The sequence below is a fragment of the Glutamicibacter sp. NPDC087673 genome (assembly GCF_044743255.1).
Classification (GTDB): Bacteria; Actinomycetota; Actinomycetes; order Actinomycetales; family Micrococcaceae; genus Glutamicibacter.
Map to the genome: position 1 here is coordinate 336,087 of NZ_JBIUWB010000003.1, position 25,756 is coordinate 361,842.

The following is a 25,756-nucleotide window of genomic DNA, read 5'->3' on the forward strand; positions in this document are numbered from 1 at the left end:
AAGCCACGGTTGCGCTTAGGCCTTGGTATCTTCGTCGACCCAGTCGAAGGTGCGGGTGACAGCCTTTTTCCAAAGGCGCAAGCTGCGCTCACGCGTAGCCTCATCCATGGTTGGCTCCCAGCGCTTGTCCTCGGCCCAATTGTCTTCCAGTTCGCCCAGGTCCTTCCAGAAGCCAACGGCCAGGCCAGCAGCGTAGGCTGCACCCAGTGCGGTGGTCTCGGTGACCTTCGGGCGAACCACTGGCACGCCGAGGATGTCAGCCTGGAACTGCATCAGGGCTTCGTTGGCCACCATGCCGCCGTCGACCTTCAGTTCGGTGAGCGGAACCTCTGCGTCGGCGTTGACCGCATCCAGGACTTCGCGAGTCTGGAATGCGGTGGACTCCAGGGCCGCACGGGCGATGTGGTTCTTGTTCGCATAGCGGGTCAAGCCCACGATCGCGCCACGGGCATCCGAGCGCCAATATGGTGCGAACAATCCGGAGAAGGCCGGAACGATGTACACGCCGCCGTTGTCCTCCACCTTTGCTGCCAGTTCCTCGATCTCCGGAGCGGTAGCGATCATGCCGATATTGTCGCGCAGCCACTGGATCAGCGACCCGGCCACGGCAATGGAACCTTCCAAGGCGTACACCGGTGCGTTTTCGCCCAGCTTGTAGGCCATGGTGGTCAGCAGGCCGTTGGTCGAATTCACGATCTCCGTGCCGGTGTTGAAGATCAGGAAGCAACCGGTGCCGTAGGTGTTCTTCGCGGTACCTGCGGTGAAGGCCGCCTGGCCGAAGGTCGCCGCCTGCTGGTCGCCCAGGATGCCTGCAACGGGCACCTCGCGCAGCAGCTGGTTGGTGTGCACGGAGCCGTAGACCTCCGAAGAAGAGCGGATCTGCGGCATCATCGAGCGCGGCACGCCGAAGTCAGCCAGGATCTTCTCGTCCCAGTCCAGGGTCTTGAGGTCCATGAACAGGGTACGTGATGCGTTGGTCACGTCGGTGACGTGCACGCCGCCGTCCACGCCGCCGGTCAGGTTCCACAGCACCCAGCTGTCGGTGGTGCCGAAGAGCAGGTCGCCTGCTTCGGCACGCTCCCGGGCACCTTCGACATTGTCCAGGATCCACTTGATCTTGGTGCCGGAGAAGTAGGTCGCCAGGGGCAGGCCAACGGTCTGCTTGTAGCGTTCCAGGCCGCCATCGGCTGCCAGTTCGTCGACGATGTCCTGGGTACGGGTGTCCTGCCAGACGATCGCGTTGTAGACGGCTTCGCCGGTGTTCTTATCCCACACCACCGCGGTTTCACGCTGGTTGGTGATGCCGACGACCTCGATGTCGTGGCGGGTCAGGTTGGCCTTGGACAGGGCCTGGCCAATCACTTCGCGCACGTTGCTCCAGATTTCGGCTGGATCGTGCTCGACCCATCCGGCAGCCGGGAAGATCTGCTCGTGTTCCTTCTGGCCTACCGAATGCACCTCACCGGCGTGCGTGAAGACAATTGCGCGGGAGCTGGTCGTGCCTTGGTCAATGGCGATGACGAATTTTTCACTCATGATTCACTGCTCTCTTTCTAGAACATTGGCGCGGCGGCAAGTCCGCCAAGAATACCGCCGATGGCTGGACCAGCCAACGGAACCCACGAGTAGGACCAGTCGGAGGAGCCCTTGCCCTTGATCGGCAGGATGGCGTGGGCAATTCGTGGACCGAGGTCGCGGAACGGGTTGATGGCGTAGCCGGTGGCTCCACCCAGGGACAGGCCGATGGCAACAACCAGCAGGCCGACAGCCAGCGGGCCAAGCTCGTGAGGAGTGTGCCCCAGTCCGGCGATCACGAACACCAGGACGAAGGTGCCGAAGATTTCCGAGACCAGGTTCCAGCCGTAGGAGCGGATGGCCGGTCCGGTGGCGAAGACGCCCAGCTGCGTGCCCGCGTTCTGCGGATCATCCAGGTGCTTCTTGTAGGACAGCCAGGTGCCCACGGCACCCAGGAAGGCGCCAATGAACTGCGCCGCGAAGTAGAGCAGCGTATTGGCCATGGTCTTGGCGACGCCGGGGGCGTACTCGGCAACGTCCGGGTTGACCAGCAGGCCCAGGGTGACTGCCGGGTTCAGGTGGGCTCCGGAGATCCCAGCTATCCAGACGCCGCAATAGACGCCCAGGCCCCAGCCGAAGCTGATGGCTACCCAGCCCGCGGCGCTGCCGAGAGTGCCTTTCAGGGCGACGTTCGCGCAGACGCCGCCGCCCATCAGCAGGAGAATGAAAGTGCCGGCTAATTCGGCGAGAAACACGTGAGTGGACAACGTTGACCTCTTAGTGGTTTCGAGTGCCAGCGGCGCCTTGCCGCCGGCCTGGATGCAGGTTAGACCAGGGTGACTCCGTGGGCTTCTGCGAGTACCGAGAGCGAATGGTCGATCTCGGCTTGGGTCTGGGACTGGTCCCAACCCATCGGCTCTGCAAGGCAATTAGCTGCCTCGATTACCAAATCCTTCGTGACCAGGCCGCGGAAGGCCAGGTTGGTGCGGCGGATGAAGACATCGATCAACCGGCCCACCTGCTCTTGGTTCGCCATGTAGGCCAACTCCTGGCAGGACAGCTCGTTGGTGTGCTCCAGCATGGTTTCGTTGCCGCCGAGGGTCTCCAGCAGGGCATCGGCTCCGGTGCCGTAGCGCTCGAGCAGCACGCGCAAGCGTTCGCGGCCGGCCTTGGACTCGCGCGCGGCATACCAAGCGGCGAGTTCGCCCTCGTTGGCCGGGAAGTTCTTTCCGCCACCGATGGCTGCGCCGGCGGTGGACTTCACTTCACGGGCGCCGAGGAATTCCAGGGCCTTGCCGCCGAGGTTCTCGCTCAATGCGCGGAAGGTGGTCCACTTGCCGCCGATCAGCGAGAGCATGGTGGTCGCGTCGGTCAGGCGGGTTTCCTTGATCTGGTAATCGCGGGATACGAAGCCTGGCGCGGTGTCGTCATGGCTGGGCAGGGGGCGCACGCCGGAGAACTTGTAGACGATCTGTTCCCTGGTGGCCTTGATGCCCGGGAAGACATGGTGGACCAGCTCGAAGAAGTAGTCGACTTCCTCGTCGGTGCATACCGCTGGCTCGTTCATGTCGTGCTCGAGGTCGGTGGTGCCGACCAGCACGCGGCCGAGCATCGGGTAGATGAGCACGATTCGGCCGTCTTCATGCTCGAAGAAGATTTCGCGGCCTCCGGTAGCGGCGAGCAGTTCCGGGTGATCCAGCACGATGTGCGAACCCTTGGTGCCGCCGGTCCACTTGGTATCGCGGCCCAGGTCCTTGTTGGTCAGATCCACCCACGCGCCGGTGGCGTTGATGATGACATCGGCGTCGAAGTCGAATTCTTCGCCGGAGAGCATATCGCGCAGCTTCGCGGTGCCGCCGTCGACGCCGGCCAGCTCAACGTAGTTGCTGGCGCGGGCCTCGTCGTTGGCGTTCAGGCCTTCACGCAGCACATCCAGGGTCAGCCGCTCGGGGTTGTGCACCGAGGCGTCGAAATAGGTGGCGGTGTACTTGACGTCATCGCGCAGTGCTGGAAGATCCTGGCGGGCAGCCTTGCCGGCCTTGAAGTTATGCCAAGGGGTGTTGCGTCCGCCGATCCCTGCGAACACGTCGTACATGATCAACCCGGCCTTGATCAGCGCCGCCCCGCGTTCGGTTGGCTTGCCCGACTTGTGGGACAGGAAGCGCATCGGTGCGCTGAGGATGCCGGAGAAGGTGGAGAAGATGGGAATGGTGGTCTGCAGCGGCTTCACGTAGTGCGGAGCGATCTCCAGCAGCGAGTTGCGCTCCTGCACCGACTCGTGAACCAGGCGGAACTCGCCGTTCTCCAGATAGCGGATTCCGCCATGGATCATGTGCGAGCTGGCACCCGAAGCGCCCTGGCAGTAATCGCCGCGCTCGATCAGGGCTACATCAATCCCCTGCATGGCCAGGTAGCGGAAGGTCGCTACGCCGTTGATGCCACCGCCAACAACCAGAACCTGCGCCTGCGGACGTTCGCGCAGTTTGGCTAGCTGTTCCCGAATCACGATTTGTGCCCCTTATGTAAATATTGAATGAGTCTGAAGCTAGTCTTGTTACTGAACGGCAAAGCGGTCAAACAAAATGCACAAACGTGCAGAAGTGGTCTGAATCATGATGAAATCCTCGTCCGGGGGCACCTACAAGCGGGCAACGACTGGCACATCTGTGCACAGCACCCCCAAGGCCAAGGATGCGCTGCGCGCCGCCCAGCTGTATTACCTTCAGGATATGAAGATGGAAGTGATCGCCAAGGAGCTGGGCACCTCGCGGTCCACGGTCTCCCGGTTGCTCACCCACGCCAAGCGCACCGGCATGGTTTCGATCAGCATCTCCCCCAGCGCCAACATGTCGGCGCTGCTGGGAAACCAGCTCTCCGAGCACTACGGGATCAGCTTCAACGTCGTACCCACCGACGGCAACATGGATGACTCCGAGCTGCTGGCCCGGGTCTCTGCGCACGCGGCCTACCTGCTCGGCGGCATGGTTTCCTCCTCGATGACGGTGGGTGTTGCCTGGGGATCGACCATGCAGTCGGTGTCCACGGCTTTGGGCTCCCACCCGACCCATGACACAAAGATCGTGCAGCTCAATGGAGCGGCTAATCCGGTGACCAGCGGCGTGCGCTATGCCAGCGACATCCTCACGCGTTTCGGCCAAGCCTTCACCGCCCGCACCGAGCAGTTCCCGGTCCCGGCCTTCTTCGACCGGGCCTCCACCCGCGACGCAATGTGGGAGGAAACATCGATCCGCCGGGTGCTGCAGGTGCAGAAGGAGATGAGTCTCGCGGTATTCTCCCTGGGCTCGGCCGGCTCCGCCGTGGCTTCGCAGGTCTACCGCGGCGGCTACCTGACCAAGGCCGAAACCCAAGAGCTCAACGAGATCGGCGTGGTCGGCGACGTGGCCACGGTGTTCTTCGACAAGGACGGGAACAGCTCGAACATTTCGCTTAATGCCCGCTCCACCGGCCCGAACCTCGATGCCCTTCGCAAGGTGCCGACCCGTTTCTGCGTGGTCGCCGGCCGCGGCAAGCTCCAGGCCGTGCGCGGTGCGCTCAAAGGCGGGCTGATCACCGATCTGGTGATCGACGAGGGCACCGCCCTGGCGCTGCTGGACGGGTAGGGTTAAAGCCATGGCCCCACGACAGCAGCTAGTGACCACCCATCATTTGAACGGTGCAGGAATCCGGGTCTACACCCACCCGGCCCAGCAGCCCTCCCGCGGGGTGATCTACGCCGTGCATGGTTTCCGCGGAGACCACCACGGGCTGGCGCGCATCGTCTCGCACCTGGAGCACTACACGGTGATCGTTCCCGATCTTCCCGGCTTTGGCACTTCGACCTCGATGGCGGATCTGCCCCATGACGTCGAGGGGTACGCTGCGGTGCTCAATCAGCTGGCCGAAGAGCTGCAGCTGGAATCCTCCGTGCACCTGCTGGGGCATTCCTTCGGCTCGATCGTGGCCGCCAAGCTGGCCACCGTCCGCGGCTTTGCCTCGCTGGTATTGCTCAACCCGATCTCCGAGCCGGCGTTGGAGTCCGACCAGGCGCTGCTGGCCAAGCTCACCAGCGGCTACTACGAGATGTGCGCCAAGCTTCCGGCCCGCATCGGCGAACCGCTGCTGCGTTCCAAGCTGTTCAGCGATGCCATGAGCCTGGTGATGACCAAGAGCAGGGACCCGGAAATCCGCCGCTACGTGCGCGAGCAGCACCGCGCCTACTTCGGCGGCTTCCACTCGCGGGCCACCTTGGCCCAGTCGTACCGCGCCTCGGTCAGCGCAACGGTCGGGGACTACTCCCCTGCGCTGAGCTTGCCGACGCTGATGGTCGGCGGCCTGCAAGACGAACTGGGCACCGCGCAGACGCAGGAGGCGCTGCGGGCCAGCTTCGCCAACGCCCAACTGGTCATGCTCGAAAACGTCGGGCATCTGATCCACTACGAGAAGGCTCCCGAAACCGCCGCCGCCATCGATGGCTTCCTGCAGCTGCTGGCAACCGGCCAGGCCGAGGATCCCGCGGCGGGCTCCTAGAGCGCGTCGTCCGGGTCGATAGCGATATTCACGACCGGGTCCTTGGCCGCGGACATGCTCGCGCGCAGCTGGCGCAGGGCCATGGTCACCGCCGGCCCGTCGGAGTAGGAGAAGAAGAGCACGTAGCGGTGCTGGGCCGGGGGCCCGTCTATCACCGTCGGGCCGTGGATTTGCACGCACTGCCGGGTCTGCGGATCCAGGTTCGCGACCAGCCGTTCGGCGCCCAGGCCCGAAATCACTGCGCTGCGCACTGCCGGAGGCAACCCCACCTCGCGGCGCTCGGCCAATTCGCGTTCGGCAAAGCTCGCCGGGTCATAGCGCACCAGCGCGGCCCCGGCGGGGCTCGGATTGCCGGTGAGCACCACTACCCCGTCGGCACGCGCCATGGAAGCAGCGGTGAACCAGCGGGAGATGACTTCTTCGGGGTTGCGCAGCGAATCGTGGGCCATCATCTTGTCGGCATCGAGCAGCAGAACCGCGGCGTAGCCGGATTCGGCAAATGGTTCGACCCCTGGCGTAGCGACCACCAGCGCCGGTTTGCCGGGAATCTTGTCCACGGGTTTTGCTCCGGTGGAAGAAATAACGCTGACCTTGGGGAAGGCCAGCCCGAGTTCTTCGGCGGTGCGGTCGGCGCCGATGCTGGCGGCCCGGATCCTCGGTGAGGCGCAGTGCACGCACCGGTAGTCGTGGTACTGCTCGCCGCACCAGCGGCAAGCCACATGCGAGCCTTTGCCGGCGATGTGCAGCGGGCCTTGGCAGGCAGTGCAGCGCGCCGGGGTCCGGCAGTCCTGGCAGGCCAGCGCCGGCATGAACCCGGTGCGCGCCACTTGCACCAGCACCGGGCCGGATTCCAGGGCCTTGGTAGCTTCCCGCCAGGCCAGCGAAGGGATGCGCGCCCGGGCGAGCACCGGGTCGCGCTCGAGCTCGAAATCGTTTGTGGTGGCCACAATGCGGGCGGTTTGCGCACGCAACAGGTCGCGGGGAACCTTCAGTTCGGTGGCCCAGCCGGTCGCCACCAGGCGCTGGGCTTCGACCGAGCGCGATGGCGATGCGATCAGCAGGGAGATGCCTGCCTGCTGGCTGCGCAGCAACGCCACCTCGCGGCTGTGCTGGTAGGGTGCGCGCTGTTCGCGGTGCGATTGGTCCGCGTCCTGCCACACGATCATCAGTTCCAGCCCGGGCACGTGGCATAGCGCCGCCGAACGGGTGCCGATGACGATCTGCACATGCCCTCCGATGGCACGCAGGAAGTTGCGGTAGCGCGGAGTCGGCCCGTCGTCGGCCTGCAGCCGCGCATAGGATTCGGCGCCGAAGTGCTCATCGAGATAGCCACCCAGCAGCCGCAGGTCGCGCGCGTCGGGCACGATCAGCAGCACGCGCTTGCCGCGCTCAAGCACCGGACGGGCCGCATCCATCAAGAAACCTGGCCAGGCACCGTGGAAATTCGGCACCCAGGTGGCAATGGCGCGCAGGGTTTCGCCGCTTCCCCAGGCGTCAAGCGCTTGGGCGCCGTGCTCGTAGCGGGAGAGCTGGTTCGGGGCGTCGGGCAGCAACGGCGCGACGGTGGCCAATTCCTCTTTTTCGACCTTGGCCGCGCGGGCGGGCACCGCAAGACGCACCACATCCCACAGGGTTCCGGCATAGCGGGTCGCGATCTCCTGCGCGGCGGCCACAATTTCCGGGTACAGCGCCACCTGGGTGCTGACCAGCTTGGCCAGCGGCCGCAGTTTCATCTCTGGGGCGTGGTCCTCGAGCACCGCGACGATGAATCCGGAGAGCAGCTGCGGCCCGAAGGGCACCTTCACGCGCACCCCCGCCACGGCATCCTGGGCCATCGAGGGAGGAATCTCGTAATCGAAGAAGCGGTCCAGGTGCGGGACGGAAGAATCAATCAGCACCCGGGCAACCCGCTTGAGGCGGGCCGGCTCGGGTGCTGAGATGAGGGCGTCTTGCTGCACGCTCAGGTCCTAGGCGTTGAACCAGCTGCGCAGGGCCTCGACGCGGTCCAGCTTCTCCCAGGTGAAGTCATTGTCCTCGCGGCCGAAGTGGCCGTGGGCAGCGGTCTTGCGGTAGATCGGGCACTTCAAGTCCAGGTCTTCGATGATGCCCAGCGGGCGCAGGTCGAATACCTCGTTGATGGCCTTGGTGATCTTGGCCGGATCAACGGTTTCGGTGCCGAAGGTCTCCACATACAGGCCCACCGGACGGGCCACGCCGATCGCGTAGGCCACCTGGACCTCGGCACGGCGTGCCAGGCCGGCGGCGACCACGTTCTTGGCCACCCAGCGCATCGCGTAGGCAGCCGAGCGGTCGACCTTCGAAGGGTCCTTGCCCGAGAAGGCGCCTCCGCCGTGGCGGGCGAAGCCGCCGTAGGTGTCCACGATGATCTTGCGGCCGGTCAGCCCGGCATCGCCGACCGGGCCGCCGATGATGAACGGGCCCGATGGGTTCAGGATGATCTTGGTGTTCGAGATGTCCAGGCCCGAACGCTCCAGGATCGGGGTCACAACCTCTTCATGCAGGTCGGCCTTCAGGGTCGCCAGCTCGTATTCGGCGGCGTGCTGGCTGGAGACAACCACGGTGTCCACAGAGACCGGCTTGTCGCCGTCGTAGCCAATGGTGACCTGGGTCTTGCCATCCGGGCGCAGCAGCGGCATGCGGCCGTTCTTGCGGACCTGGGTCAGGCGCTCGGACAGGCGGTGCGCCAGGAAAATCGGGGTCGGCATCAGCGAGTCGGTCTCATCCGAGGCGTAGCCGAACATCAGGCCCTGGTCGCCAGCACCCTGCATGTCGCGGGGATCCTTGGCCGTGCCTTCGCGCGACTCCAGCGAGTTGAAGACGCCGTCGTGGATCTCCTGGGACTGCTGGCCGATCGACACGGACACGCCGCAGCGCGCACCGTCGAAGCCGTTGGCCGAGGAGTCGTAGCCGATGTCCAGGATGGTCTTGCGGACGATCTCCGGGATCTCCACGTAGCCATTGGTGGTCACCTCGCCGGCAACGTGCACCAGCCCGGTGGTGGTCAGGGTCTCGACGGCGACCTTCGAGTCCGGATCCTGCGCCAGCATGGCGTCGAGGATCGCGTCGGAAATCTGGTCGCAAATCTTGTCCGGGTGGCCCTCGGTCACGGATTCCGAGGTGAAAAGACGAAGTTCAGGGGTTGTTGAAGTCACCGTATAACTCTATCTGGTCTCTGGGACCGGTAAGCAGATCTGGTACGTTTCGTGAACAAGCACCGTATGGCGCCACTCACTTTGTTACAGCTGCATGACTTTTTGTTGCATTCGAAATCTGTTCGATGACCACGCGGGCCACCTCGAGCTTGCTGCCCGAGGCCTGCACCGAGTCGGCGCCATCGGCGAAAAGAACCTGGATGCTATTGGTTTCCTGCCCGAAGGTCAGGGATGCGCCCACCTCGTTGAGCACGAGCATTTCGCAGCCTTTGCGGTTGAGCTTGGCCTGGCCGTACTCCAGCACGGTCCCCTGCTCATCGCCAGTCTCGGCGGCAAAACCGACAATGAACGGCGGCAGTTGCGGATTCTGTCCGCGCGCGGCGACCAGCTCGGCGAGGATGTCCGGGTTGCGCACCAGTTCGATGACCGGAGCCGAATGCTCATCGCGCTTCTTGATCTTCGAGTTCTCGATTCTTGCCGGGCGGAAATCGGCGACCGCGGCATTCATGATCAGCACGTCTTGGCCCTCGGCGCAGTCGAAGACCGCCTCGCGCAGCTCCAGTGCGCTGGAGGCGTGCACCAGCCGCACGCCATGCGGCGCGGGCACTTCCAGATGGGTGGCGATCAGCGTGACCTCGGCCCCGGCATCACGGGCGGCCTGTGCCAGCGCGACACCCTGGCGGCCCGAGGAGCGGTTACCCAGGAAGCGCACCGGGTCCAGCGGTTCACGGGTGCCGCCGGCGGTGATCAGCACCTTGGCTCCGGCCAGCACCGGTTCGGCGAGCAGGTCCTGGATTGCGGCGAAAATTTCATCGGGTTCTGGAAGCCGGCCCGGCCCCGAGTCCTTGCCGGTCAGCCGCCCGGAGGCGGGTTCGATCACCCGCACGCCGCGATCCCGCAGGGTTTGCACATTCGCGGCAGTGGCCGGATGCTGCCACATTTCGGTGTGCATGGCCGGGGCCATCACTACCGGCGCCCGCGTGGCCAGCAGGGTTCCGGTGAGCAGGTCGTCAGCCAATCCCGCAGCGGCCTTGGCTAAGACGTCCGCGGTGGCCGGCACGACCATCACCAGATCGGCCTGCTGGCCCAGGCGCACGTGATTGACCGAATCCACCGCGTCGAACACGTTCGAGGTGACAGGATTTCCGGACAAGGCCTCCCAGGTGGCGTTGCCCACGAAGTTGGCGACGTTCCGGGTGGGGATCACGTCGACGTGGTGCCCGGCTTCGCGCAGCAAGCGCAGCAGGAGTACGGACTTGTAGGCGGCGATACCAGCGGAAACGCCTAGGACAATTCGCTTCACGAAGTACTTCCTCGAGGATTCGGTGCGGCAATGAGGTGGGTGCGGGAGAAAAAGGAGCTTAACGAAAAAGAAGGCGCCCGCTCAGGGGCGCCGACTTTTCGATTAGTCTTCGATGACCTCGGCTGCGGTTACCTTCAGCAGGTTATCGTCCAGCTCGCGCAAGGCGATGGTCAGCGGCTTCTCGTTCAGCTTGGTTTCCACCAGTGGGCCTACGTACTCGAACAGGCCTTCGTTCAGCTGCGCGTAGTAGGCGTTGATCTGGCGTGCACGCTTGGCCGAGTTCAGCACAATGGCGTACTTCGAGTCGTTGGTCTCAAGCAACGAGTCGATCGATGGGTTAATGATTCCCTCTGGGTTGGACACAGGACTCCCTATTTGTCGTTCTTTAGCCCCATGAGGGCTACAAGCTCTTCGGCGGCACGTGCGACATCGTCGTTGACGATGGTCACGTCGAATTCAGATTCCGCTGCAAGTTCTAGTTTAGCGGTTTCTAGGCGGCGCTGCTGTTCCTCGGCCGTTTCAGTGCCGCGTCCCACAAGGCGGCGCACCAATTCCTCCCATGACGGCGGTGCCAAGAAGACGAATTTTGCCTCGGGCATCGACTCCTTGACCTGCCTCGCACCTTGCAGATCGATTTCCAGCAGAACCTTCTTGCCATCTGCCACTGCATCTTCAACCGTCGACCGAATCGTGCCGTAGCTGTTCTGGCCATGGACAACAGCCCATTCCAGCATCTGGCCTTCCTCGACCAGGGATTGGAAACGTTCGGGGCCCACGAAGAAGTAGTGGACTCCATCCTGCTCCCCTGGCCGGGCGTTGCGGGTCGTTGCGGACACCGAAAGCCAGACATCTGGATAGTTATCGCGGATGTAGGTAGAGACGGTGCCCTTGCCTACTGCCGTGGGGCCGGCTAGAACAGTTACCGACGCAGCGGTCATTGACTACACTTTCGTTTTTGGCGGGCTTTGCTTGAAGTGCTCGGTGATTGCGGTGCGCTGCTTGCGTCCCAGTCCGCGCAGACGGCGGGAAGGGGAAATGCCAAGTCGCTCCAGCAAATTTGCCGCGCGTACTTCACCTACGCCCGGTACCGATTCCAGAAGGTCCATGACACGCATGCGTCCCACGGCTTCATCTTCGTATACCAAGTCTAGTACCTCGGTGATGGAAATTTTGCCGGCACTGAACTCGGCCTTGATTTCTGCACGACGAGTGCGTGCGGCGAGTGCCTTGGCGCGGGCGCGGATACGATCTTCGTCAGAGAGTTCTCGCAGTACCATCGTTCAGCCATCCTTCAGTTGTAGTGGACTAAGGCTTATGTTGAGAAACATAGCGAGCTAACGCTGCTTTTGCAAGACTAAACGCGTTGTGGCTACTAGAAACTCTAATAGCCACAACGCGCCTATGTCACTTATTCGAATTTTTTGCTAGCGAGCTGCCAGCAATTCGTCCCTAACCCGCAGGGCTTTTTCCCTGAGAGCGGCCTTACTCGGCCCCTCTTTGAGGATGTCCCTGCTGCTCGTGCCCAGTACCTGGCCGTAGCTTGAGGCGAATGACTTGGCAATATCCGCGGCCGTGGCACCCTGGGCGCCGAGCCCTGGTGTGAGCAGCGGAGCCTTGGAAGCTGCCAGATCGATTCCGAGCTTGGACGGTGCATCCCCGATGGTCGCACCAACAACCAGCCCGACATGTCCTAAATCTCCTGCGTATGCATTATCCGCAGTGACTTGGTCAATAATTGATTTAGCAACCGAGTTTTCCCCGCCTACGTGCTGTACCGATGGCCCCTCGGGGTTTGAAGTCAGTCCGAGAACGAACACTCCCCTGCCGGTTCCAGCAGCCAAATCCAATGCCGGACGCAGCGATTCATAACCCAGGTACGGGCTCAGAGTCACGGCATCAGCGGCCAGCGGAGAAGCATCATCGAGCCATGCGCTCGCGTACGCTGCCATGGTCGAACCGATATCCCCGCGCTTGGCGTCGGCCAGCGTGAGCAGTCCAGCGGACTTCGCAGCACTCAAGGTTTCTTCCAATGCGGCAAATCCCTTGGCCCCGAAACGCTCGTACAGAGCCACCTGGGGCTTGAGGATTGCCGCCGCACCGGCCATCGCTTCCACGACGGTCAGTGAGAAAGATCGCACGCCCTCGGCCGTATTCTCCAGCCCCCAGGCTTTCAGCAGCGCCGGGTGGGGATCGATCCCCACGCACAGCGGGCCGGAAGCCTGCATGGCTGAACGAAGCCGCTGACCGAATGGGATCGGCTCAGGCATTGCGCGCTGCGTTCAGGTTGGCGTCGTGCACCTGCAAGCTGGTGACATCCCACTCGTACTCGCGCAGGGCATCGATCGCCTGGACCGAAGCGTTGAACTCCGCCACGGTGGTGATGACCGGGGTGCCGACAGACGTCGCGGCGGCGCGGATTTCGTAGCCATCGCCACGTGCATCCGAGCCCGACGGGGTGTTCAGGATCAGGCCGATCTGGCCGGCTACGATCAAATCGACAATGGACTCCCCGCCTTCGTGCAGCTTGCCGACCACCTGGGTCGGGATGCCGTTGCGGCGCAGCACTTCCGCGGTGCCGCCGGTGGAGATGATCTCGAAGCCCTGGTCAGCAAGGTGCTTGACCGGCAGGACGATCGAGCGCTTGTCGCGGTTGGTGACCGAGACGAAGACCTTGCCGCCGGTTGGCAGCGGGTTGTTCGCTGCGGCCTGCGACTTGGCGAAAGCGGTGTCGAAGTACTTGTCGATGCCCATGACTTCGCCGGTGGAACGCATTTCTGGGCCGAGCAGCGAGTCGACGACCTTGCCCTCCGGGGTGCGGAAGCGGGCGAACGGCATGACTGCTTCCTTGACGGCGATCGCCGCCGATTCAGGCAGGTGCGCGCCATCGCCGGATGCTGGCAGGTAGCTGCCGCGCATCTCGGCCAGGGTACGGCCCACGCCGATCAGCGCGGCGACCTTGGACAGCTGCACGCCGGTAGCCTTCGAGGTGAATGGCACGGTGCGCGATGCACGCGGATTCGCTTCGATGACGTACAGGATGTCGCTGGCCAGGGCGAACTGGATGTTGATCAGGCCACGCACGCCCACGCCTTCGGCGATCGCACGGGTTGCCGCGGCAACGCGGTCGCGCACGTCGGCGCCCAGGGTGATCGGAGGCAGGGTGCAGGCCGAGTCGCCGGAGTGGATGCCGGCTTCCTCGATGTGCTCCATGATGCCGCCGACGTACAGGTCGGTGCCGTCGAACAGGGCGTCGACATCGATCTCGATGGCGTCTTCCAGGAAGCGGTCCACCAGTACCGGGTGGTCCACGGTGATTTCGGTCGCGTTGGTGATGTAGCGCTCGAGGTTGGCCTCGTCGTACACGATCTCCATGCCGCGTCCGCCCAGCACGTAGGAAGGGCGAACCAGTACCGGGTAGCCGATGGAGTCGGCGATGGTCTTGGCATCGGCGAAGGACACCGCGGTGCCGTTCTTCGGCGCTACCAGCCCGGCGTTATCCAGTACCTGCTGGAAGGCGCCGCGGTGCTCGGCCAGGTCGATGGCCTCGGGCGAGGTGCCCAGGATCGGCACGCCGGCGGCCTTCAGCTCGGCGGCGAGCTTCAGCGGAGTCTGGCCGCCAAGCTGGACGAACACGCCCAGCACGCCGCCGGTTTCCTCTTCAGCGTGGATGACCTCCAGGACATCTTCCAAGGTCAGCGGCTCGAAGTAGAGGCGGTCGGAGATGTCGTAATCGGTGGAGACGGTCTCGGGGTTGCAGTTGACCATGACGGTCTCGTAGCCCTCGGCGCGCAGCGCCATCACCGCGTGGACGCAGGAGTAGTCGAACTCGATGCCCTGGCCGATGCGGTTCGGGCCCGAGCCCAGGATGATGACCGACTTCTTCTCGTGGCGCTCCAGCTCGGTCTCTTCGTCGTACGAGGAGTACATGTACGGGGTGAAGGCCTCGAATTCGGCGGCGCAGGTGTCCACGGTCTTGTAGACCGGGCGCACGCCCAGGGCATGGCGGATGCCGCGGATGACCGATTCGGCCTTGCCGGTGAGCTGGGCGAGCTGGACATCGGAGAAGCCGTGGCGCTTGGCTTCGCGCAGCACGTGCTCCGGCAGGTGCTTGTTCGCCGCCACCAGCTGCGCGACCTCGTTGATCAGCTGCAGCTGGTCCAGGTACCAAGGGTCGATCGCAGTGGTCTCGAACAGCTTCTCGATGGACACGCCGGAGAACAGCAGGCGCTGGACCAGCGACAGGCGCTCGGTCGAGCCCTTGACGATCGAGGCCAGCACGGCCTCGTGCTCGGATTCCGGGATCGGCTCGAAGGACAGCTCGGAGCCCTTCTGCTCCAGGGAGCGCAGCGCCTTTTGCAGCGCTTCGGTGAAGTTGCGGCCCAGGGCCATCGCTTCGCCGACCGACTTCATGGTGGTGGTCAGGGTCTTGTCCGCTGCCGGGAACTTCTCGAAGGCGAAGCGCGGGACCTTCACGACCACGTAGTCCAGGGCCGGTTCGAAGGAAGCCGGGGTCTTCTGGGTGATGTCGTTCGGGATCTCATCCAGGGTGTAGCCCACGGCCAGCTTGGTGGCGATCTTCGCGATCGCGAAGCCGGTGGCCTTGGAGGCCAGTGCCGAGGAGCGCGAGACGCGCGGGTTCATCTCGATGACCACGACGCGGCCGGTGTCAGGCTCGATGGCGAACTGGATGTTGCAGCCGCCAGTGTCCACGCCGACTTCGCGGATGACCGCGATCGAGATGTCGCGCAGCTTCTGGTATTCGCGGTCGGTCAGGGTCATGGCCGGGGCCACGGTGATCGAGTCGCCGGTGTGCACGCCGACCGGATCGAAGTTCTCGATGGAGCAGACGACCACGACGTTGTCGTTCTTGTCGCGCATCATCTCCAGCTCGTATTCCTTCCAGCCCAGGATGGACTCCTCCAGGAGCACCTCGGTGGTTGGCGAGTACTGCAGGCCGGCGCCCGCGATGCGGCGCAGGTCCTCCGGGTTGTAGGCCATGCCCGAACCCAAGCCGCCCATGGTGAACGACGGGCGGACGACCACCGGGTAGTTCAGTTCCTCGACGGCGGCGAAGGCCTCGTCCAGGGTGTGCACGATGACCGAGCGGGCCGATTCGGCGCCGCAGCGCTCCACGACGCCCTTGAACTTCTCGCGGTCCTCGCCCAGCTCGATGGCTTCGATGTTCGCGCCGATCAGCTCGACGTCGTACTTCTCCAAGGCACCGGACTTGTCCAGGGCGATGGCGGTGTTCAGCGCGGTCTGCCCGCCCAGGGTCGGCAGGATCGCATCAGGGCGTTCCTTGGCGATGATTTTCTCGACGACCTCGGGGGTGATCGGCTCCACGTAGGTGGCGTCGGCGAATTCCGGGTCGGTCATGATGGTGGCCGGGTTGGAGTTGACCAGGATGACCCGCAGGCCTTCCTCCTTGAGCACACGCAGTGCCTGGGTGCCGGAGTAGTCGAACTCAGCGGCCTGGCCGATGACGATCGGACCCGAACCGATAACGAGAACTGATTTCAGATCGGTGCGCTTAGGCATTACTTGCTGTCCTTTTCTGCGGCGGAATCCAACGCGGTCATGAAGCGGTCAAAGAGGTAGGCGGCATCGTGGGGGCCGGATGCTGCCTCTGGGTGGTACTGCACGGAGAAGGCCGGGATGTCCAGGCAGCTCAGGCCCTCGACCACGTGGTCGTTCAGCGAATAGTGCGAGACTTCGACCTTGCCGAAGCGTTCGACCGGAGCGGTGACGGCGCCCTCGATGGGCGCGTCGACGGCGAAGCCGTGGTTCTGGCTGGTGATTTCCACGCGGCCGGTGGCCTTGTCCATCACCGGCTGGTTGATTCCGCGGTGGCCGAAGCGCAGCTTGTAGGTGTCGAAGCCCAGCGCGCGGCCCAGGATCTGGTTGCCGAAGCAGATGCCGAAGTACGGGATGCCGGCATCGAGCACCGAACGGACCAGTTCCACCTGGGCGGTGGCGGTGGCAGGGTCGCCGGGGCCGTTGGAGAAGAACACGCCGTTAGCGCCGGTGGCCTTGATATCTTCCAGGGTGGCGTTGTACGGCAGCACGTGCACGCGCAGGCCGCGCTCGGCCAGGCGGTGCGGGGTCATCGACTTCATGCCCAGGTCGATCGCGGCCACGGTGTGCTTGGCCTCGCCATCGTAGCCGTGGTCCGCTGGCTCGACGATGTAGGCGGCGTCCACCGAAACCTCGGCGGAGATGTTGCGGCCGGCCATCGACGGCTGCGCCTTGACCAGGGCCACCAGCTCGGCGTCGGTCTTCGCGGCGTCATCGCCGGAGAAGATGCCGGACTTCATCGCGCCGGCGTCGCGCAGGTGGCGGGTCAGCGCGCGGGTGTCCACGCCCTGGATGCCCACGATGCCGTACTCGACCAGATCAGCATCAAGGGTGCGCTCGCTGCGCCAGTTGCTTGGCCGGCGGGCGGCGTCGCGCACCACGTAGCCGGCAGCCCACATGCGGGTGGATTCCGGGTCTTGCGAGTTCACGCCGGTGTTGCCGATGTGCGGGAAGGTCTGCACGATGATCTGGTGCGCGTAGGACGGGTCAGTCAGGGTTTCCTGGTAGCCGGTCATGCCGGTGGTGAACACTGCTTCACCCAGGGTGGTGCCCACGGCGCCATAGCTGCGCCCGCGGAAGATGCGGCCATCTTCAAGTACCAACACGGCTGGTAGGTTGCTCAGGGAATTCACTTATTTGTCTCCTGCTCGGCTTACGTCGTTGTGCGACGCCAGCAACTGATAGATCTTTGGGGTGTCCTCGTGGTAGCGGGGACGGAATCCGGTGTCGAAGGTGAAGCCGTCCTTGTTCCAGGTGATGACGATCAGGCCGTTCTTCTCCACGACCTTGCCGATCATCCCGTTGCTGCGCTTCACGTCCTCGTAGTGCTCCCACGGGATGTGCACGTCGCGCGCTCCGGAACGGATCAGGTGCAGCCCTTCGCGTCCCAGTTCCAAGGTGGCGTTGGTGCGCACCCCGAGCTCATGGACCGCGATGCGCGCCAGCCAGTCGTCGAACCGGGTGGTGACCACATACATGCCTGCGAAATGGTGCTCCACCTCATCGGCGAAGTCCTCGAAGGGCTCGGGAATCGCTGACTGCCGGGCCTTGAGGTTCCGCCAGCCGAAAAGGATCAGGCCCACGCCTGCGACGATCGCGACAATCGTCCAGATCAACGGGGTCAGGGCTCCCTCAGGCATTGGCCGTCCTCGGGGTAGCCAGCTGGCCATCGAGCACGGTGGCATGGCCGTGGAAGAAGGTCGCGCGCACCGATCCGGGCAGCTCCATGCCGGCGAACGGCGAGTTGCGCCCCTTGGTGGCCATGGCGGCAGGGTCGACGATCCAGCGGGCTGCAGGATCGACCAGCACCAGGTTGGCAGGCTCGCCGATGGCGATCGGTCGGCCCTGGTCGGCAACGCGGCCGATCTGCGCGGGCACCTGCGAGGTAATGCGGGCCACGCCCTCCCAGCCCATCAGCCCGGTGTCCACCAGCGTGTGCTGCACGATGGACAACGCGGTCTCCAGGCCGGTCATGCCCATGGCGGCCGCGCCCCATTCGCAGTCCTTGGCCTCGGAGGGGTGCGGGGCGTGGTCGGTGCCGATCACGTCGATGGTGCCGTCGGCAACGCCCGCGCGCAGCGCCATCACGTCTTCTTCGCGGCGCAGCGGCGGGTTGACCTTGAAGACCGGGTCGTAGGTGCGGACCTTCTCATCGGTGAGCAGCAGGTGGTGCGGGGTGACCTCCGCGGTGACCTGGATGCCGCGGGCCTTGGCCCAGCGGATGATCTCCACCGAGCCGGCCGTGGACACATGGCACACGTGCAGGCGGGCGCCGACGTGCTCGGCCAAGAGCACATCGCGGGCGATGATCGATTCCTCGGCGACCGCTGGCCAGCCGGGCATGCCCAGGATGGCGGAGACTTCGCCCTCGTTCATCTGGGCGCCTTCGGTCAGGCGCGGTTCCTGAGCGTGCTGGGCGATGACCCCGTCGAAGGCTTTCACGTATTCCAGGGCGCGGCGCATCAGCAGCGGATCCCAGACGCAGATGCCGTCATCGGAGAACATCTTCACCTGGGCGCGCGAGTCGGCCATGGCGCCGATTTCACTCAGCTGCTTGCCGGCCAGTCCGACGGTTACTGCGCCAACCGGGCGGACATCCACCCAGCCTGCAGCGCGGCCCAGTTCGTAGACCTGCTCGACGACGCCGGCGGTGTCGGCTACCGGGGTCGAGTTTGCCATGGCATGCACGGCGGTGTAGCCGCCCAGGGCTGCTGCCTGCGAACCGGTTTCCACGGTTTCAGCATCTTCGCGGCCTGGTTCGCGCAGGTGGGTGTGGGTGTCGACCAGCCCGGGCAAGAGCACGAGATTCTTCGCGTCAATCACCTGATGCTGGTCGGTGGCTTCAATGCTGCCGATCTGCGCGATCTTGCCGTCGACGATGAGCACGTCGGTTGGTTCGCCGCCGAGGATGGAGGCCTGCTGGATCAAGTAGTTCATGGGTTCTTCCTTCAGATCAGGTCGCCGGAGAGGAGCATGTAGAGGCTGGCCATGCGCACGGCCACGCCATTGGTGACCTGGTCGAGCACGGTGGAGCGTGGCGAATCCGCGGCAGCCGAGGAGATTTCCAGGCCGCGGTTCATCGGGCCCGGGTGCATGATCAGGGTTTCGGCGCCCGAGGCGTCCAACTGTGCCAGGCGTGCATCGTCCAGTCCCCAGTAGCGCGAGTATTCGCGGGGGTTCGGGAAGTACGCGGCGTTCATGCGCTCGCCCTGCACGCGCAGCATCATCAGCGCGTCAACGCCCGAGGCGATCACTGCATCCAGGTCGTAGCTGATGGCGCAGGGCCAGGAGCCGGCGCCGAAAGGCAGCAGGGTCGGAGGGGCCACCATCGTCACTTCGGCACCGAGGGTGTTCAGCAGCCACAGGTTGGAGCGGGCCACGCGCGAATGCAGGATATCCCCGACGATCGCGACCTTCAGTCCGTCCAGGCCGCGGCCTGCCGGGCTGGTGCCATCGCGCAATGCCACCTGGCGGCGCAGGGTGAATGCGTCCAGCAGCGCCTGGGTGGGATGCTCGTGCGTGCCGTCGCCTGCATTGACGATGGGCAGGCCAATCCAGTCCGTGGCCGCTAGCCGGGCCGGGGCGCCGGAATCCGGGTGGCGGATGACCACTGCGTCGGCACCAATGGCCAACAGGGTCTGGGCGGTATCCTTCAGGGACTCGCCCTTGGAAACGCTCGAGCCCTTGGCCGAGAAATTGATGACGTCCGCGCTCAATCGCTTGGCGGCGGCCTCGAAGGAAATCCGGGTGCGGGTGGAGTCCTCGAAGAAGAGGTTCACCACGGTGCGACCGCGCAGGGCCGGAAGCTTCTTGATGGCACGGGTCGAGGACTCGCGCATCTCTTCGGCAATATCAAGGATGGCGATGGCTTCTTCGCGGGTCAGGTCCGCGGTGGATAGCAGGTGTTTCACGCGGCGCCCTCGATCACGACTTCGTTTTTCCCATCGATTTCCGCCAAGTGCACGCGCACCTTTTCGCTCTTGGCTGTCGGCAGGTTCTTGCCCACATGATCGGCGCGGATCGGCAGTTCCCGATGCCCGCGGTCAACCAGGACGGCCAGCCGCACGATGCGGGGGCGGCCCCAGTCTGCCAGGGCATCCAGGGCGGCGCGGATGGTGCGACCGGAGTACAGGACGTCGTCAACCAGGACCACGACCTTGCCTTCGATGCCGCCTGCTGGCAGGCGCGTCGGCGACGGGGTGCGGGTGGTGGAGTGACGCAGATCATCACGGTACATGGTGATATCGAGCTGGCCTACCAGGGATGCCGGGTCCAGGTTGCCCGGGGCGGTAGCAGCGATTCGCGCTGCCAGCCGCTGTGCCAGCGGGAAACCCCGGCTGGGAATGCCCAGGAGCACCAGGTCGTCGGTGCCCTTGTTGGCCTCGATGATCTCGAAGGCTACGCGAGTGAGCACACGTTCGATGTCGTCGCCGGTTAATACCGTGCGGGCAGCATCTGGCACTGAATTTTCATTCATGCTGTGCACCTCTCCCTTCTCCGCCTCACGGGACGGGATTTAAAGGAATATTGCTAACTCAAATTATCACGAGCGGGAGCTGATTCCCTAGCGGAAACCTATGCATGACACTGAATAGGGCATGGGATCGGTCACAGCGATCGGCCGGCGGCTTCGTGCGACCGGCAGAACCACGCAGATCCCTGCAGTTGGCCCTGGCCCCGCGAGCAGATGTGTTGCGATCGACACACCCGCGAAGTGGCGTGGGCCCGGGATTCCTGGTGCATGATCGGCCCGCGCGCCCGGGCAAGGCTTTCGCGCGGCAGATCCGCAGGCCCGCTATGCCGCGCGTACTGCTCATCCAGGATTTGCGCCGCTCCGTCGAACTCGGGTCCCGGCGGACCCGAGTTCCTGCCCGCCGGATCAGCCCGGGAGATCCAGGTACGCCAGTTCCGTTCAGCTACACCCGGATGGTGCGGCAGGACAAGCAGTCCGAGCGTGGAAAGCAGAACCGAGCGCGTGGACAGCAGCAAAGCATCCAGCCCCCGGCATTCGAGCCCGTGGCCAGCCGGTTGCCGTGCAGGTGGCCCGCTCCGCCTGCTTCGCCGGGATCCTGCCCGGGGCCGAGCCGCGACAGGCAACGGCTTAACGCAAAAAAGCCCGGGCCGGAACCCCATGAAAGGGGTTCCGGCCCGGGCTCGGAATGATGAGGATCGAATTAGTCGACCAGGGTGTCCTTGACGCTCTGGATGCGACCCAAAACGCCATTGACGAACTCCGGCGATTCATCGGTGGACAATTCCCGGACGTTCACCACGGCTTCAGCCACGGCTACTGCATCGGGAACGTCATCATTGTAAAGCAGCTCCCACACGCCGATGCGCAGTGCGCTGCGGTCAACCGCTGGCATGCGCTCGATGGTCCAGTCCTTGACGTAGCTCTCGAGAACTTCGTCAATGCGGTCCAGGTGTGCGGTAACGCCTTCGATGATCGTCAGCGAGTACTCGTTGAGTACGATATCCGAGTTTTCCCGTCGTGCGATGGCTACGGCCAGCGGATTGACATCGCGGGCTTCGGCTTCGAACAGGAACTCAAGAGCTCGGCGACGGGCTTTGGCGCGGGCTCTCACTAGTTGACACGACCCAGGTAGTCGCCGGTGCGGGTGTCGACCTTGACCTTGGTGTTCTGCTCAACGAACAGCGGAACCTGGATTTCCTTGCCGGTTTCCAGGGTTGCCGGCTTGGTGCCAGCCGACGAGCGGTCGCCCTGCAGGCCTGGCTCGGTGTAGGTGATTTCCAGGATGACCGAAGCTGGCAGTTCCAGGTACAGCGGGCTGCCATCGTACATGGCGATGGTCAGTTCCTGGTTCTCCAGCAGGAAGCCTGCTGCATCGCCAACGGTGGTGCCGGACACGGTGATCTGGTCGTAATCTTCCAGGTTCATGAAGACGTAGTCTTCGCCATCCTGGTAGAGGTACTGGTAGTCGCGGCGGTCAACGGTGGCCAGCTCGATCTTGGTGCCAGCGTTGTAGGTCTTGTCCAAGACCTTCCCGGACATGACGTTGCGCATCTTGGTGCGAACGAATGCGCCGCCCTTGCCTGGCTTGACGTGCTGGAAGTCAATGATGGTCCAAAGCTGGCCATCGATCTTGATGACCTGTCCATTCTTGATGTCAGTTGTATCCGCCACGGTTCCTCAATCCTCTATTTTCGCCAGCTAGCGCCGGCATTATCAAAAATCCATCTCCAAGTTTACCCTACGCACCATGCGGTACAAAGGGTTTCACACGGTGGCGCGCATTACTGCGCGGCGCGCTCCTCGGCAATTCGCATGCAGGTGCTTGCGGCGTTGACCAGGTACGCGTCGTCGTCCAGCGCGATGCGCAGATCCAGGGCCTTGCGGAAACGGGTTGCCGCCGCCTTGAAATCGCCCTTCGCGAAGAAGGACAGGCCAGCGTGGTGGTGGATCAGCGGCTCGTATGCGGTGCCGGCGAATTCCTCGGCCAGCTTGCGCAGTCGGTTGATCGCGCGATCGAAGTCGCCCTGCATGCGGGTCAGCTCGGTGTCCAGCACACGCAGGTGGGCGTTGGTTGGATCCACGAAACGCGATTCAGCGATCAGCTCGCCGGCTTTCACCAGCTCGCCACGCGCCAGCAGCACCATGACCTGGTCGGTAGGGGAACCGACCAGCAGCTGCTGGTCGGCCGCGGCCTCGTCGGCGATGTAGGGCTTCAGCGTTTGGGGGTCGATCAGCACGCCCTCTACGGCGGTGCCGACACCTTCGCGGTTTACCGATGCGACGTCAATGGCGTATGCGGTGTAGTCGACCATGTAGTTACTCCCCGATTTCCTGGTAGGCGGCGAAGAGCAGCGAGTTATCGGGGACTTCGTAGATGCGCGGCTTGCCGATTTCTTCCAGCACGACGAAGCGCAGCTGGCTGCCGCGGGCCTTCTTGTCGCGCTTCATGCCATCGAGCAGTGCAGCCCAGCGGTCATTGCGGTAGGTGGTCGGCAGGCCAAGGGACTTGAGGATCGCGACGTGGCGATCGGCCACCGCGTCGGAGGTGTACCCTACCGAGCGGCCCAATTCGGCGGCGAAGGCCAGCCCGATGGACACGGCGGCACCATGGCGCATCTGGTAGCGTTCGGACAGCTCGATGGCGTGGGCCAGGGTGTGGCCGTAGTTCAGGAATTCGCGGTCGCCGGCTTCCTTCAGGTCGCGGGATACCACGTCGACCTTCACCGCGATGGTGCGCTCGACCAGTTCGCGCAAGCGGTCGCTGGCCGGGTCGATGGCATCGGCCGGATCTTCTTCGATCAGTTCCAGGATGCGCTCGTCGGCGATGAATCCGCACTTGACGATCTCGGCCATGCCGGTCACCAGCTCGTTTTTCGGCAAGGTGGCCAGCGCGTCCAGATCGGCGAGCACGCCTGCTGGCGGGTGGAAGGCGCCAACCAGGTTCTTGCCTTCGGCGGTGTTGATCCCGGTCTTGCCGCCCACGGCAGCGTCGACCATGGCCAGCAGCGAGGTAGGGATATGGATGACCTTCACGCCGCGCAGCCAGGTGGCTGCGACAAAACCTGCGACGTCGGTGACGGCGCCGCCGCCCACGGAGATCACGGCATCGGAACGGGTGAAATCGTTCTTGCCCAGCACTTCCCAGCAGAAGGAGGCGACCTGGATGTGCTTGCCCTCTTCGGCGTCCGGAATCTCTGCGGTCAATGCTTCCAGGCCGGACTTCGCCAGCTCGTCGCGCACGACGTCGCCGGTGGCGCGCAGGGCCCGCGGGTGGATGACCAGGACCTTCTTGACCGCGGGGCCAAGCAGTTCGGGCAAGTGGCCCAGCAGGCCGTTGCCGACCATGACAGGGTATGACTCCCCTGGGGTGCTTCCGGTGACCTTCAGAGTGGTCGGTGCGATAGGCATCAGTCTAGTTCCTCCTGATGGTGGTGATTTTTCTAGCGTACGCGTGCGTTCGGCCAGAAGTTGCATCTCGTGAGGCTAATCACAGCGCTTCCAGCTGCGGCAAAAGCTCGTCGATAATTTGCGGAACGGACTTTCCATCCACCAGAACGTGCACGTCAGCGAGCATTTCGTAGATGGGGCGGCGTTTTTCGTAAACGGAGATCCAGCTGTTGAGGGCTTGGTCACCAGCCAGCAGCGGGCGGTGCCCGTCGCCCTTGATGCGCTCGGCTGCGGCCTGTTCACCCAGCTCCAGGTAGATCACCGTCCCGCGCGAAAGCAGCTGCTGGTTCTCTTCGCGCAGCACTGCGCCTCCCCCGGTGGCGACCACGCCGGTGCGCAGCCGGCACAGCGCCTGGACTTCCAGGTCGCGGAAATGCGCCTCGCCGTGCTCGGCGAAGATCTGCGCGATGGTTCCGTGGTGGGCGACGATGGCCGCGTCCGAATCCGCAAAGCTCGTAGAAAGGGCCGTGGCCAGTGACTTGCCCACGGTGGACTTGCCACTGGCCATCGGACCAATGAGGTAGATCATTGAAGCGCGCTTCCTAGACGCCGGTCGAACCCAGGTTGCCCGGGATGTTCGCCAGGTAGGACTCGATATTGCGCTTGGTTTCGGCCACCGAGTCGCCGCCGAACTTCTCCAGCAGGGACTGGGCGAGCACCAGGGCGACCATTGCTTCTGCCACGACGCCGGCTGCCGGCACCGCACAGACATCCGAACGCTGGTGGTGCGCGGTGGTGTCCTCGCCGGTGGCGGTGTCCACGGTGCGCAGGGCGCGGGGCACGGTGGCGATTGGCTTCATGCCGGCGCGCACGCGCAGCACCTCGCCGATGCTCATGCCGCCCTCGATGCCGCCGGCGCGGTTCGAGTTGCGCTTGATGCTGCCGTCTTCGGCGTGCACGATCTCGTCGTGGGCGGCCGAGCCGCGGCGGGCGGCCGTGGCGAAGCCGTCGCCGACCTCCACGCCCTTGATTGCCTGGATGCCCATCAGGGCCGCGGCCAGGCGCGCGTCCAGGCGACGGTCCCAGTGCACGTAGGAGCCGATGCCCGGAGGCAGGTTGTAGGCCAGGACCTCGACGACGCCGCCCAGGGTCTCCCCTGCCTTGTGCGCGTCATCGACTTCGGCGACCATCGCCTCGCTGGTTTCCTGGTGGAAGCAGCGCAGCGGGTCGTTATCCAGCGCCGCAACGTCGGTGGCCGTGGGAAGCGGCGCATCGGCTGGGGCAGCCACGGAGCCGACGGCGGTGGTGTGCGAAACGAGCTGGATGCCCAAGTCGTTCAGGAAACGGGAAGCCACGGTGCCCAAGGCGACACGGGCCGCGGTCTCGCGGGCGCTGGCGCGCTCCAGGATCGGGCGGGCGTCCTCGAAGCCGTACTTCTGCATGCCGGTGAAATCGGCGTGCCCCGGACGCGGCCGGGTCAGTGGCGCATTGCGCGCCATCGAGGCCAGTTCATCCAGGTCCACCGGATCCGCGTTCATCACGCGTTCCCACTTGGGCCATTCGGTGTTGCCGATTTCAATGGCTACCGGGCCGCCCTGGGTCTTGCCATGGCGGACACCGCCAAGGAAGGTGACCTGGTCCTTTTCAAACTTCATGCGCGCGCCGCGGCCATAGCCGAGGCGTCGGCGCGCCAGTGCCTCTCGCACTGCTTCGCTATCCACCGATACTCCGGCGGGTAGTCCTTCGAGAATTCCAACAAGTGCCGGGCCATGCGATTCGCCCGCGGTCAACCAACGCAACATG

At 64.4% G+C, this 25,756-nt stretch carries 24 protein-coding genes; 2 read left to right on the forward strand and 22 right to left on the reverse strand.

Annotated elements, in window-relative coordinates; translation table 11 throughout:
* Positions 1-15 precede the first annotated feature (15 nt).
* From glpK to ACIOTL_RS09130, 3 genes are read right to left on the reverse strand one after another with little or no spacing between them, the layout of a single operon-like run.
* On the reverse strand, positions 16-1,536 hold the full coding sequence (gene glpK / locus ACIOTL_RS09120) for a glycerol kinase GlpK (RefSeq protein WP_105658318.1): 1,521 nt from the start codon (positions 1,534-1,536) through the stop codon (positions 16-18).
* A 17-nt stretch (positions 1,537-1,553) separates the two neighbouring features.
* Positions 1,554-2,282, reverse strand: coding sequence for an MIP/aquaporin family protein (locus ACIOTL_RS09125; protein WP_105658317.1), 729 nt, complete (start codon positions 2,280-2,282; stop codon positions 1,554-1,556).
* Positions 2,283-2,341: 59 nt separating this feature from the next.
* Positions 2,342-4,021 carry an FAD-dependent oxidoreductase gene (locus ACIOTL_RS09130; protein ID WP_400342389.1) on the reverse strand — a complete coding sequence of 560 codons (1,680 nt, stop codon included), beginning with the start codon at positions 4,019-4,021 and terminating at the stop codon, positions 2,342-2,344.
* Positions 4,022-4,127: 106 nt separating this feature from the next.
* Here ACIOTL_RS09130 and ACIOTL_RS09135 point away from each other — a divergent pair, with 106 nt between their 5' ends.
* Positions 4,128-5,135 carry a sugar-binding domain-containing protein gene (locus tag ACIOTL_RS09135; protein WP_332486174.1) on the forward strand — a complete coding sequence of 336 codons (1,008 nt, stop codon included), beginning with the start codon at positions 4,128-4,130 and terminating at the stop codon, positions 5,133-5,135.
* A 10-nt stretch (positions 5,136-5,145) separates the two neighbouring features.
* Complete coding sequence (locus tag ACIOTL_RS09140; RefSeq protein ID WP_400342390.1) at positions 5,146-6,042, forward strand: alpha/beta fold hydrolase; 897 nt, start codon at positions 5,146-5,148, stop codon at positions 6,040-6,042.
* Here ACIOTL_RS09140 and ACIOTL_RS09145 read toward each other — a convergent pair.
* From ACIOTL_RS09145 to aroC, 19 genes are all read right to left on the reverse strand, one after another.
* Complete coding sequence (locus tag ACIOTL_RS09145) at positions 6,039-8,000, reverse strand: primosomal protein PriA (protein ID WP_400342391.1); 1,962 nt, start codon at positions 7,998-8,000, stop codon at positions 6,039-6,041. The genes ACIOTL_RS09140 and ACIOTL_RS09145 overlap by 4 nt on opposite strands.
* Before the next feature lie 9 nt (positions 8,001-8,009).
* Positions 8,010-9,215, reverse strand: a complete 1,206-nt coding sequence (gene metK / locus ACIOTL_RS09150; protein ID WP_400342392.1) for a methionine adenosyltransferase — start codon at positions 9,213-9,215, stop codon at positions 8,010-8,012.
* A 76-nt stretch (positions 9,216-9,291) separates the two neighbouring features.
* A complete protein-coding gene (gene coaBC / locus ACIOTL_RS09155) occupies positions 9,292-10,518 on the reverse strand; it encodes a bifunctional phosphopantothenoylcysteine decarboxylase/phosphopantothenate--cysteine ligase CoaBC (protein ID WP_400342393.1) in 1,227 nt (408 codons plus the stop codon).
* Between the two features lie 102 nt (positions 10,519-10,620).
* Positions 10,621-10,881, reverse strand: coding sequence for a DNA-directed RNA polymerase subunit omega (rpoZ, locus tag ACIOTL_RS09160; RefSeq protein ID WP_286134300.1), 261 nt, complete (start codon positions 10,879-10,881; stop codon positions 10,621-10,623).
* Positions 10,882-10,889: 8 nt separating this feature from the next.
* A complete protein-coding gene (gene gmk / locus ACIOTL_RS09165) occupies positions 10,890-11,456 on the reverse strand; it encodes a guanylate kinase (protein WP_105658309.1) in 567 nt (188 codons plus the stop codon).
* A 3-nt stretch (positions 11,457-11,459) separates the two neighbouring features.
* Entirely contained in the window at positions 11,460-11,795 is a 336-nt protein-coding gene (gene mihF, locus ACIOTL_RS09170) for an integration host factor, actinobacterial type (RefSeq protein WP_013349055.1), read from the reverse strand.
* A 147-nt stretch (positions 11,796-11,942) separates the two neighbouring features.
* Positions 11,943-12,785: an orotidine-5'-phosphate decarboxylase gene (gene pyrF, locus ACIOTL_RS09175; protein ID WP_400342394.1), complete on the reverse strand. Its 843-nt coding sequence runs from the start codon at positions 12,783-12,785 to the stop codon at positions 11,943-11,945.
* Positions 12,778-16,056 carry a carbamoyl-phosphate synthase large subunit gene (gene carB, locus ACIOTL_RS09180; protein WP_133833340.1) on the reverse strand — a complete coding sequence of 1,093 codons (3,279 nt, stop codon included), beginning with the start codon at positions 16,054-16,056 and terminating at the stop codon, positions 12,778-12,780. Before carB ends, pyrF begins: the two co-directional genes overlap by 8 nt.
* On the reverse strand, positions 16,056-17,225 hold the full coding sequence (gene carA / locus ACIOTL_RS09185) for a glutamine-hydrolyzing carbamoyl-phosphate synthase small subunit (RefSeq protein ID WP_105658306.1): 1,170 nt from the start codon (positions 17,223-17,225) through the stop codon (positions 16,056-16,058). Before carA ends, carB begins: the two co-directional genes overlap by 1 nt.
* Entirely contained in the window at positions 17,226-17,732 is a 507-nt protein-coding gene (locus ACIOTL_RS09190) for a hypothetical protein (RefSeq protein ID WP_105658305.1), read from the reverse strand. It lies immediately after the preceding gene.
* Positions 17,725-19,029 (reverse strand): dihydroorotase, encoded by a 1,305-nt coding sequence (locus tag ACIOTL_RS09195; protein ID WP_400342395.1) that lies wholly within the window; start codon positions 19,027-19,029, stop codon positions 17,725-17,727. The genes ACIOTL_RS09190 and ACIOTL_RS09195 overlap by 8 nt, the downstream gene beginning before the upstream one ends.
* An 11-nt stretch (positions 19,030-19,040) precedes the next feature.
* Positions 19,041-20,003 (reverse strand): aspartate carbamoyltransferase catalytic subunit, encoded by a 963-nt coding sequence (locus tag ACIOTL_RS09200; RefSeq protein WP_105658303.1) that lies wholly within the window; start codon positions 20,001-20,003, stop codon positions 19,041-19,043.
* Positions 20,000-20,569 carry a bifunctional pyr operon transcriptional regulator/uracil phosphoribosyltransferase PyrR gene (pyrR, locus tag ACIOTL_RS09205; protein WP_105658359.1) on the reverse strand — a complete coding sequence of 190 codons (570 nt, stop codon included), beginning with the start codon at positions 20,567-20,569 and terminating at the stop codon, positions 20,000-20,002. Before pyrR ends, ACIOTL_RS09200 begins: the two co-directional genes overlap by 4 nt.
* A gap of 697 nt (positions 20,570-21,266) precedes the next feature.
* Entirely contained in the window at positions 21,267-21,677 is a 411-nt protein-coding gene (gene nusB, locus ACIOTL_RS09210; protein WP_105658302.1) for a transcription antitermination factor NusB, read from the reverse strand.
* The gene (gene efp, locus ACIOTL_RS09215) at positions 21,677-22,237 is read right to left on the reverse strand and encodes an elongation factor P (RefSeq protein ID WP_013349066.1); all 561 of its coding nucleotides are present in this window, start codon (positions 22,235-22,237) and stop codon (positions 21,677-21,679) included. The genes nusB and efp overlap by 1 nt, the downstream gene beginning before the upstream one ends.
* A gap of 110 nt (positions 22,238-22,347) precedes the next feature.
* Positions 22,348-22,878 carry a tol-pal system YbgF family protein gene (locus ACIOTL_RS09220; protein WP_400342396.1) on the reverse strand — a complete coding sequence of 177 codons (531 nt, stop codon included), beginning with the start codon at positions 22,876-22,878 and terminating at the stop codon, positions 22,348-22,350.
* A 4-nt stretch (positions 22,879-22,882) separates the two neighbouring features.
* Positions 22,883-23,974 (reverse strand): 3-dehydroquinate synthase, encoded by a 1,092-nt coding sequence (gene aroB, locus ACIOTL_RS09225; RefSeq protein ID WP_105661293.1) that lies wholly within the window; start codon positions 23,972-23,974, stop codon positions 22,883-22,885.
* Between the two features lie 79 nt (positions 23,975-24,053).
* On the reverse strand, positions 24,054-24,542 hold the full coding sequence (locus ACIOTL_RS09230; protein WP_105661294.1) for a shikimate kinase: 489 nt from the start codon (positions 24,540-24,542) through the stop codon (positions 24,054-24,056).
* A gap of 13 nt (positions 24,543-24,555) precedes the next feature.
* Positions 24,556-25,755 carry a chorismate synthase gene (gene aroC / locus ACIOTL_RS09235; RefSeq protein WP_332486132.1) on the reverse strand — a complete coding sequence of 400 codons (1,200 nt, stop codon included), beginning with the start codon at positions 25,753-25,755 and terminating at the stop codon, positions 24,556-24,558.
* Position 25,756: the final 1 nt, after the last annotated feature.

Bases quoted from the DNA above. Each gene is read 5' to 3' on its own strand.
- glpK (WP_105658318.1), bottom strand. From the start codon at position 1,536: ATGAGTGAAAAATTCGTCATCGCCATTGACCAAGGCACGACCAGCTCC.
- ACIOTL_RS09135 (WP_332486174.1), top strand. From the start codon at position 4,128: ATGATGAAATCCTCGTCCGGGGGCACCTACAAGCGGGCAACGACTGGC.
- ACIOTL_RS09140 (WP_400342390.1), top strand. From the start codon at position 5,146: ATGGCCCCACGACAGCAGCTAGTGACCACCCATCATTTGAACGGTGCA.
- gmk (WP_105658309.1), bottom strand. From the start codon at position 11,456: ATGACCGCTGCGTCGGTAACTGTTCTAGCCGGCCCCACGGCAGTAGGC.
- mihF (WP_013349055.1), bottom strand. From the start codon at position 11,795: ATGGTACTGCGAGAACTCTCTGACGAAGATCGTATCCGCGCCCGCGCC.
- pyrF (WP_400342394.1), bottom strand. From the start codon at position 12,785: ATGCCTGAGCCGATCCCATTCGGTCAGCGGCTTCGTTCAGCCATGCAG.
- carB (WP_133833340.1), bottom strand. From the start codon at position 16,056: ATGCCTAAGCGCACCGATCTGAAATCAGTTCTCGTTATCGGTTCGGGT.
- ACIOTL_RS09190 (WP_105658305.1), bottom strand. From the start codon at position 17,732: ATGCCTGAGGGAGCCCTGACCCCGTTGATCTGGACGATTGTCGCGATC.
- ACIOTL_RS09195 (WP_400342395.1), bottom strand. From the start codon at position 19,029: ATGAACTACTTGATCCAGCAGGCCTCCATCCTCGGCGGCGAACCAACC.
- pyrR (WP_105658359.1), bottom strand. From the start codon at position 20,569: ATGAATGAAAATTCAGTGCCAGATGCTGCCCGCACGGTATTAACCGGC.
- ACIOTL_RS09220 (WP_400342396.1), bottom strand. From the start codon at position 22,878: ATGGTCGACTACACCGCATACGCCATTGACGTCGCATCGGTAAACCGC.
- aroB (WP_105661293.1), bottom strand. From the start codon at position 23,974: ATGCCTATCGCACCGACCACTCTGAAGGTCACCGGAAGCACCCCAGGG.
- ACIOTL_RS09230 (WP_105661294.1), bottom strand. From the start codon at position 24,542: ATGATCTACCTCATTGGTCCGATGGCCAGTGGCAAGTCCACCGTGGGC.
- aroC (WP_332486132.1), bottom strand. From the start codon at position 25,755: ATGTTGCGTTGGTTGACCGCGGGCGAATCGCATGGCCCGGCACTTGTT.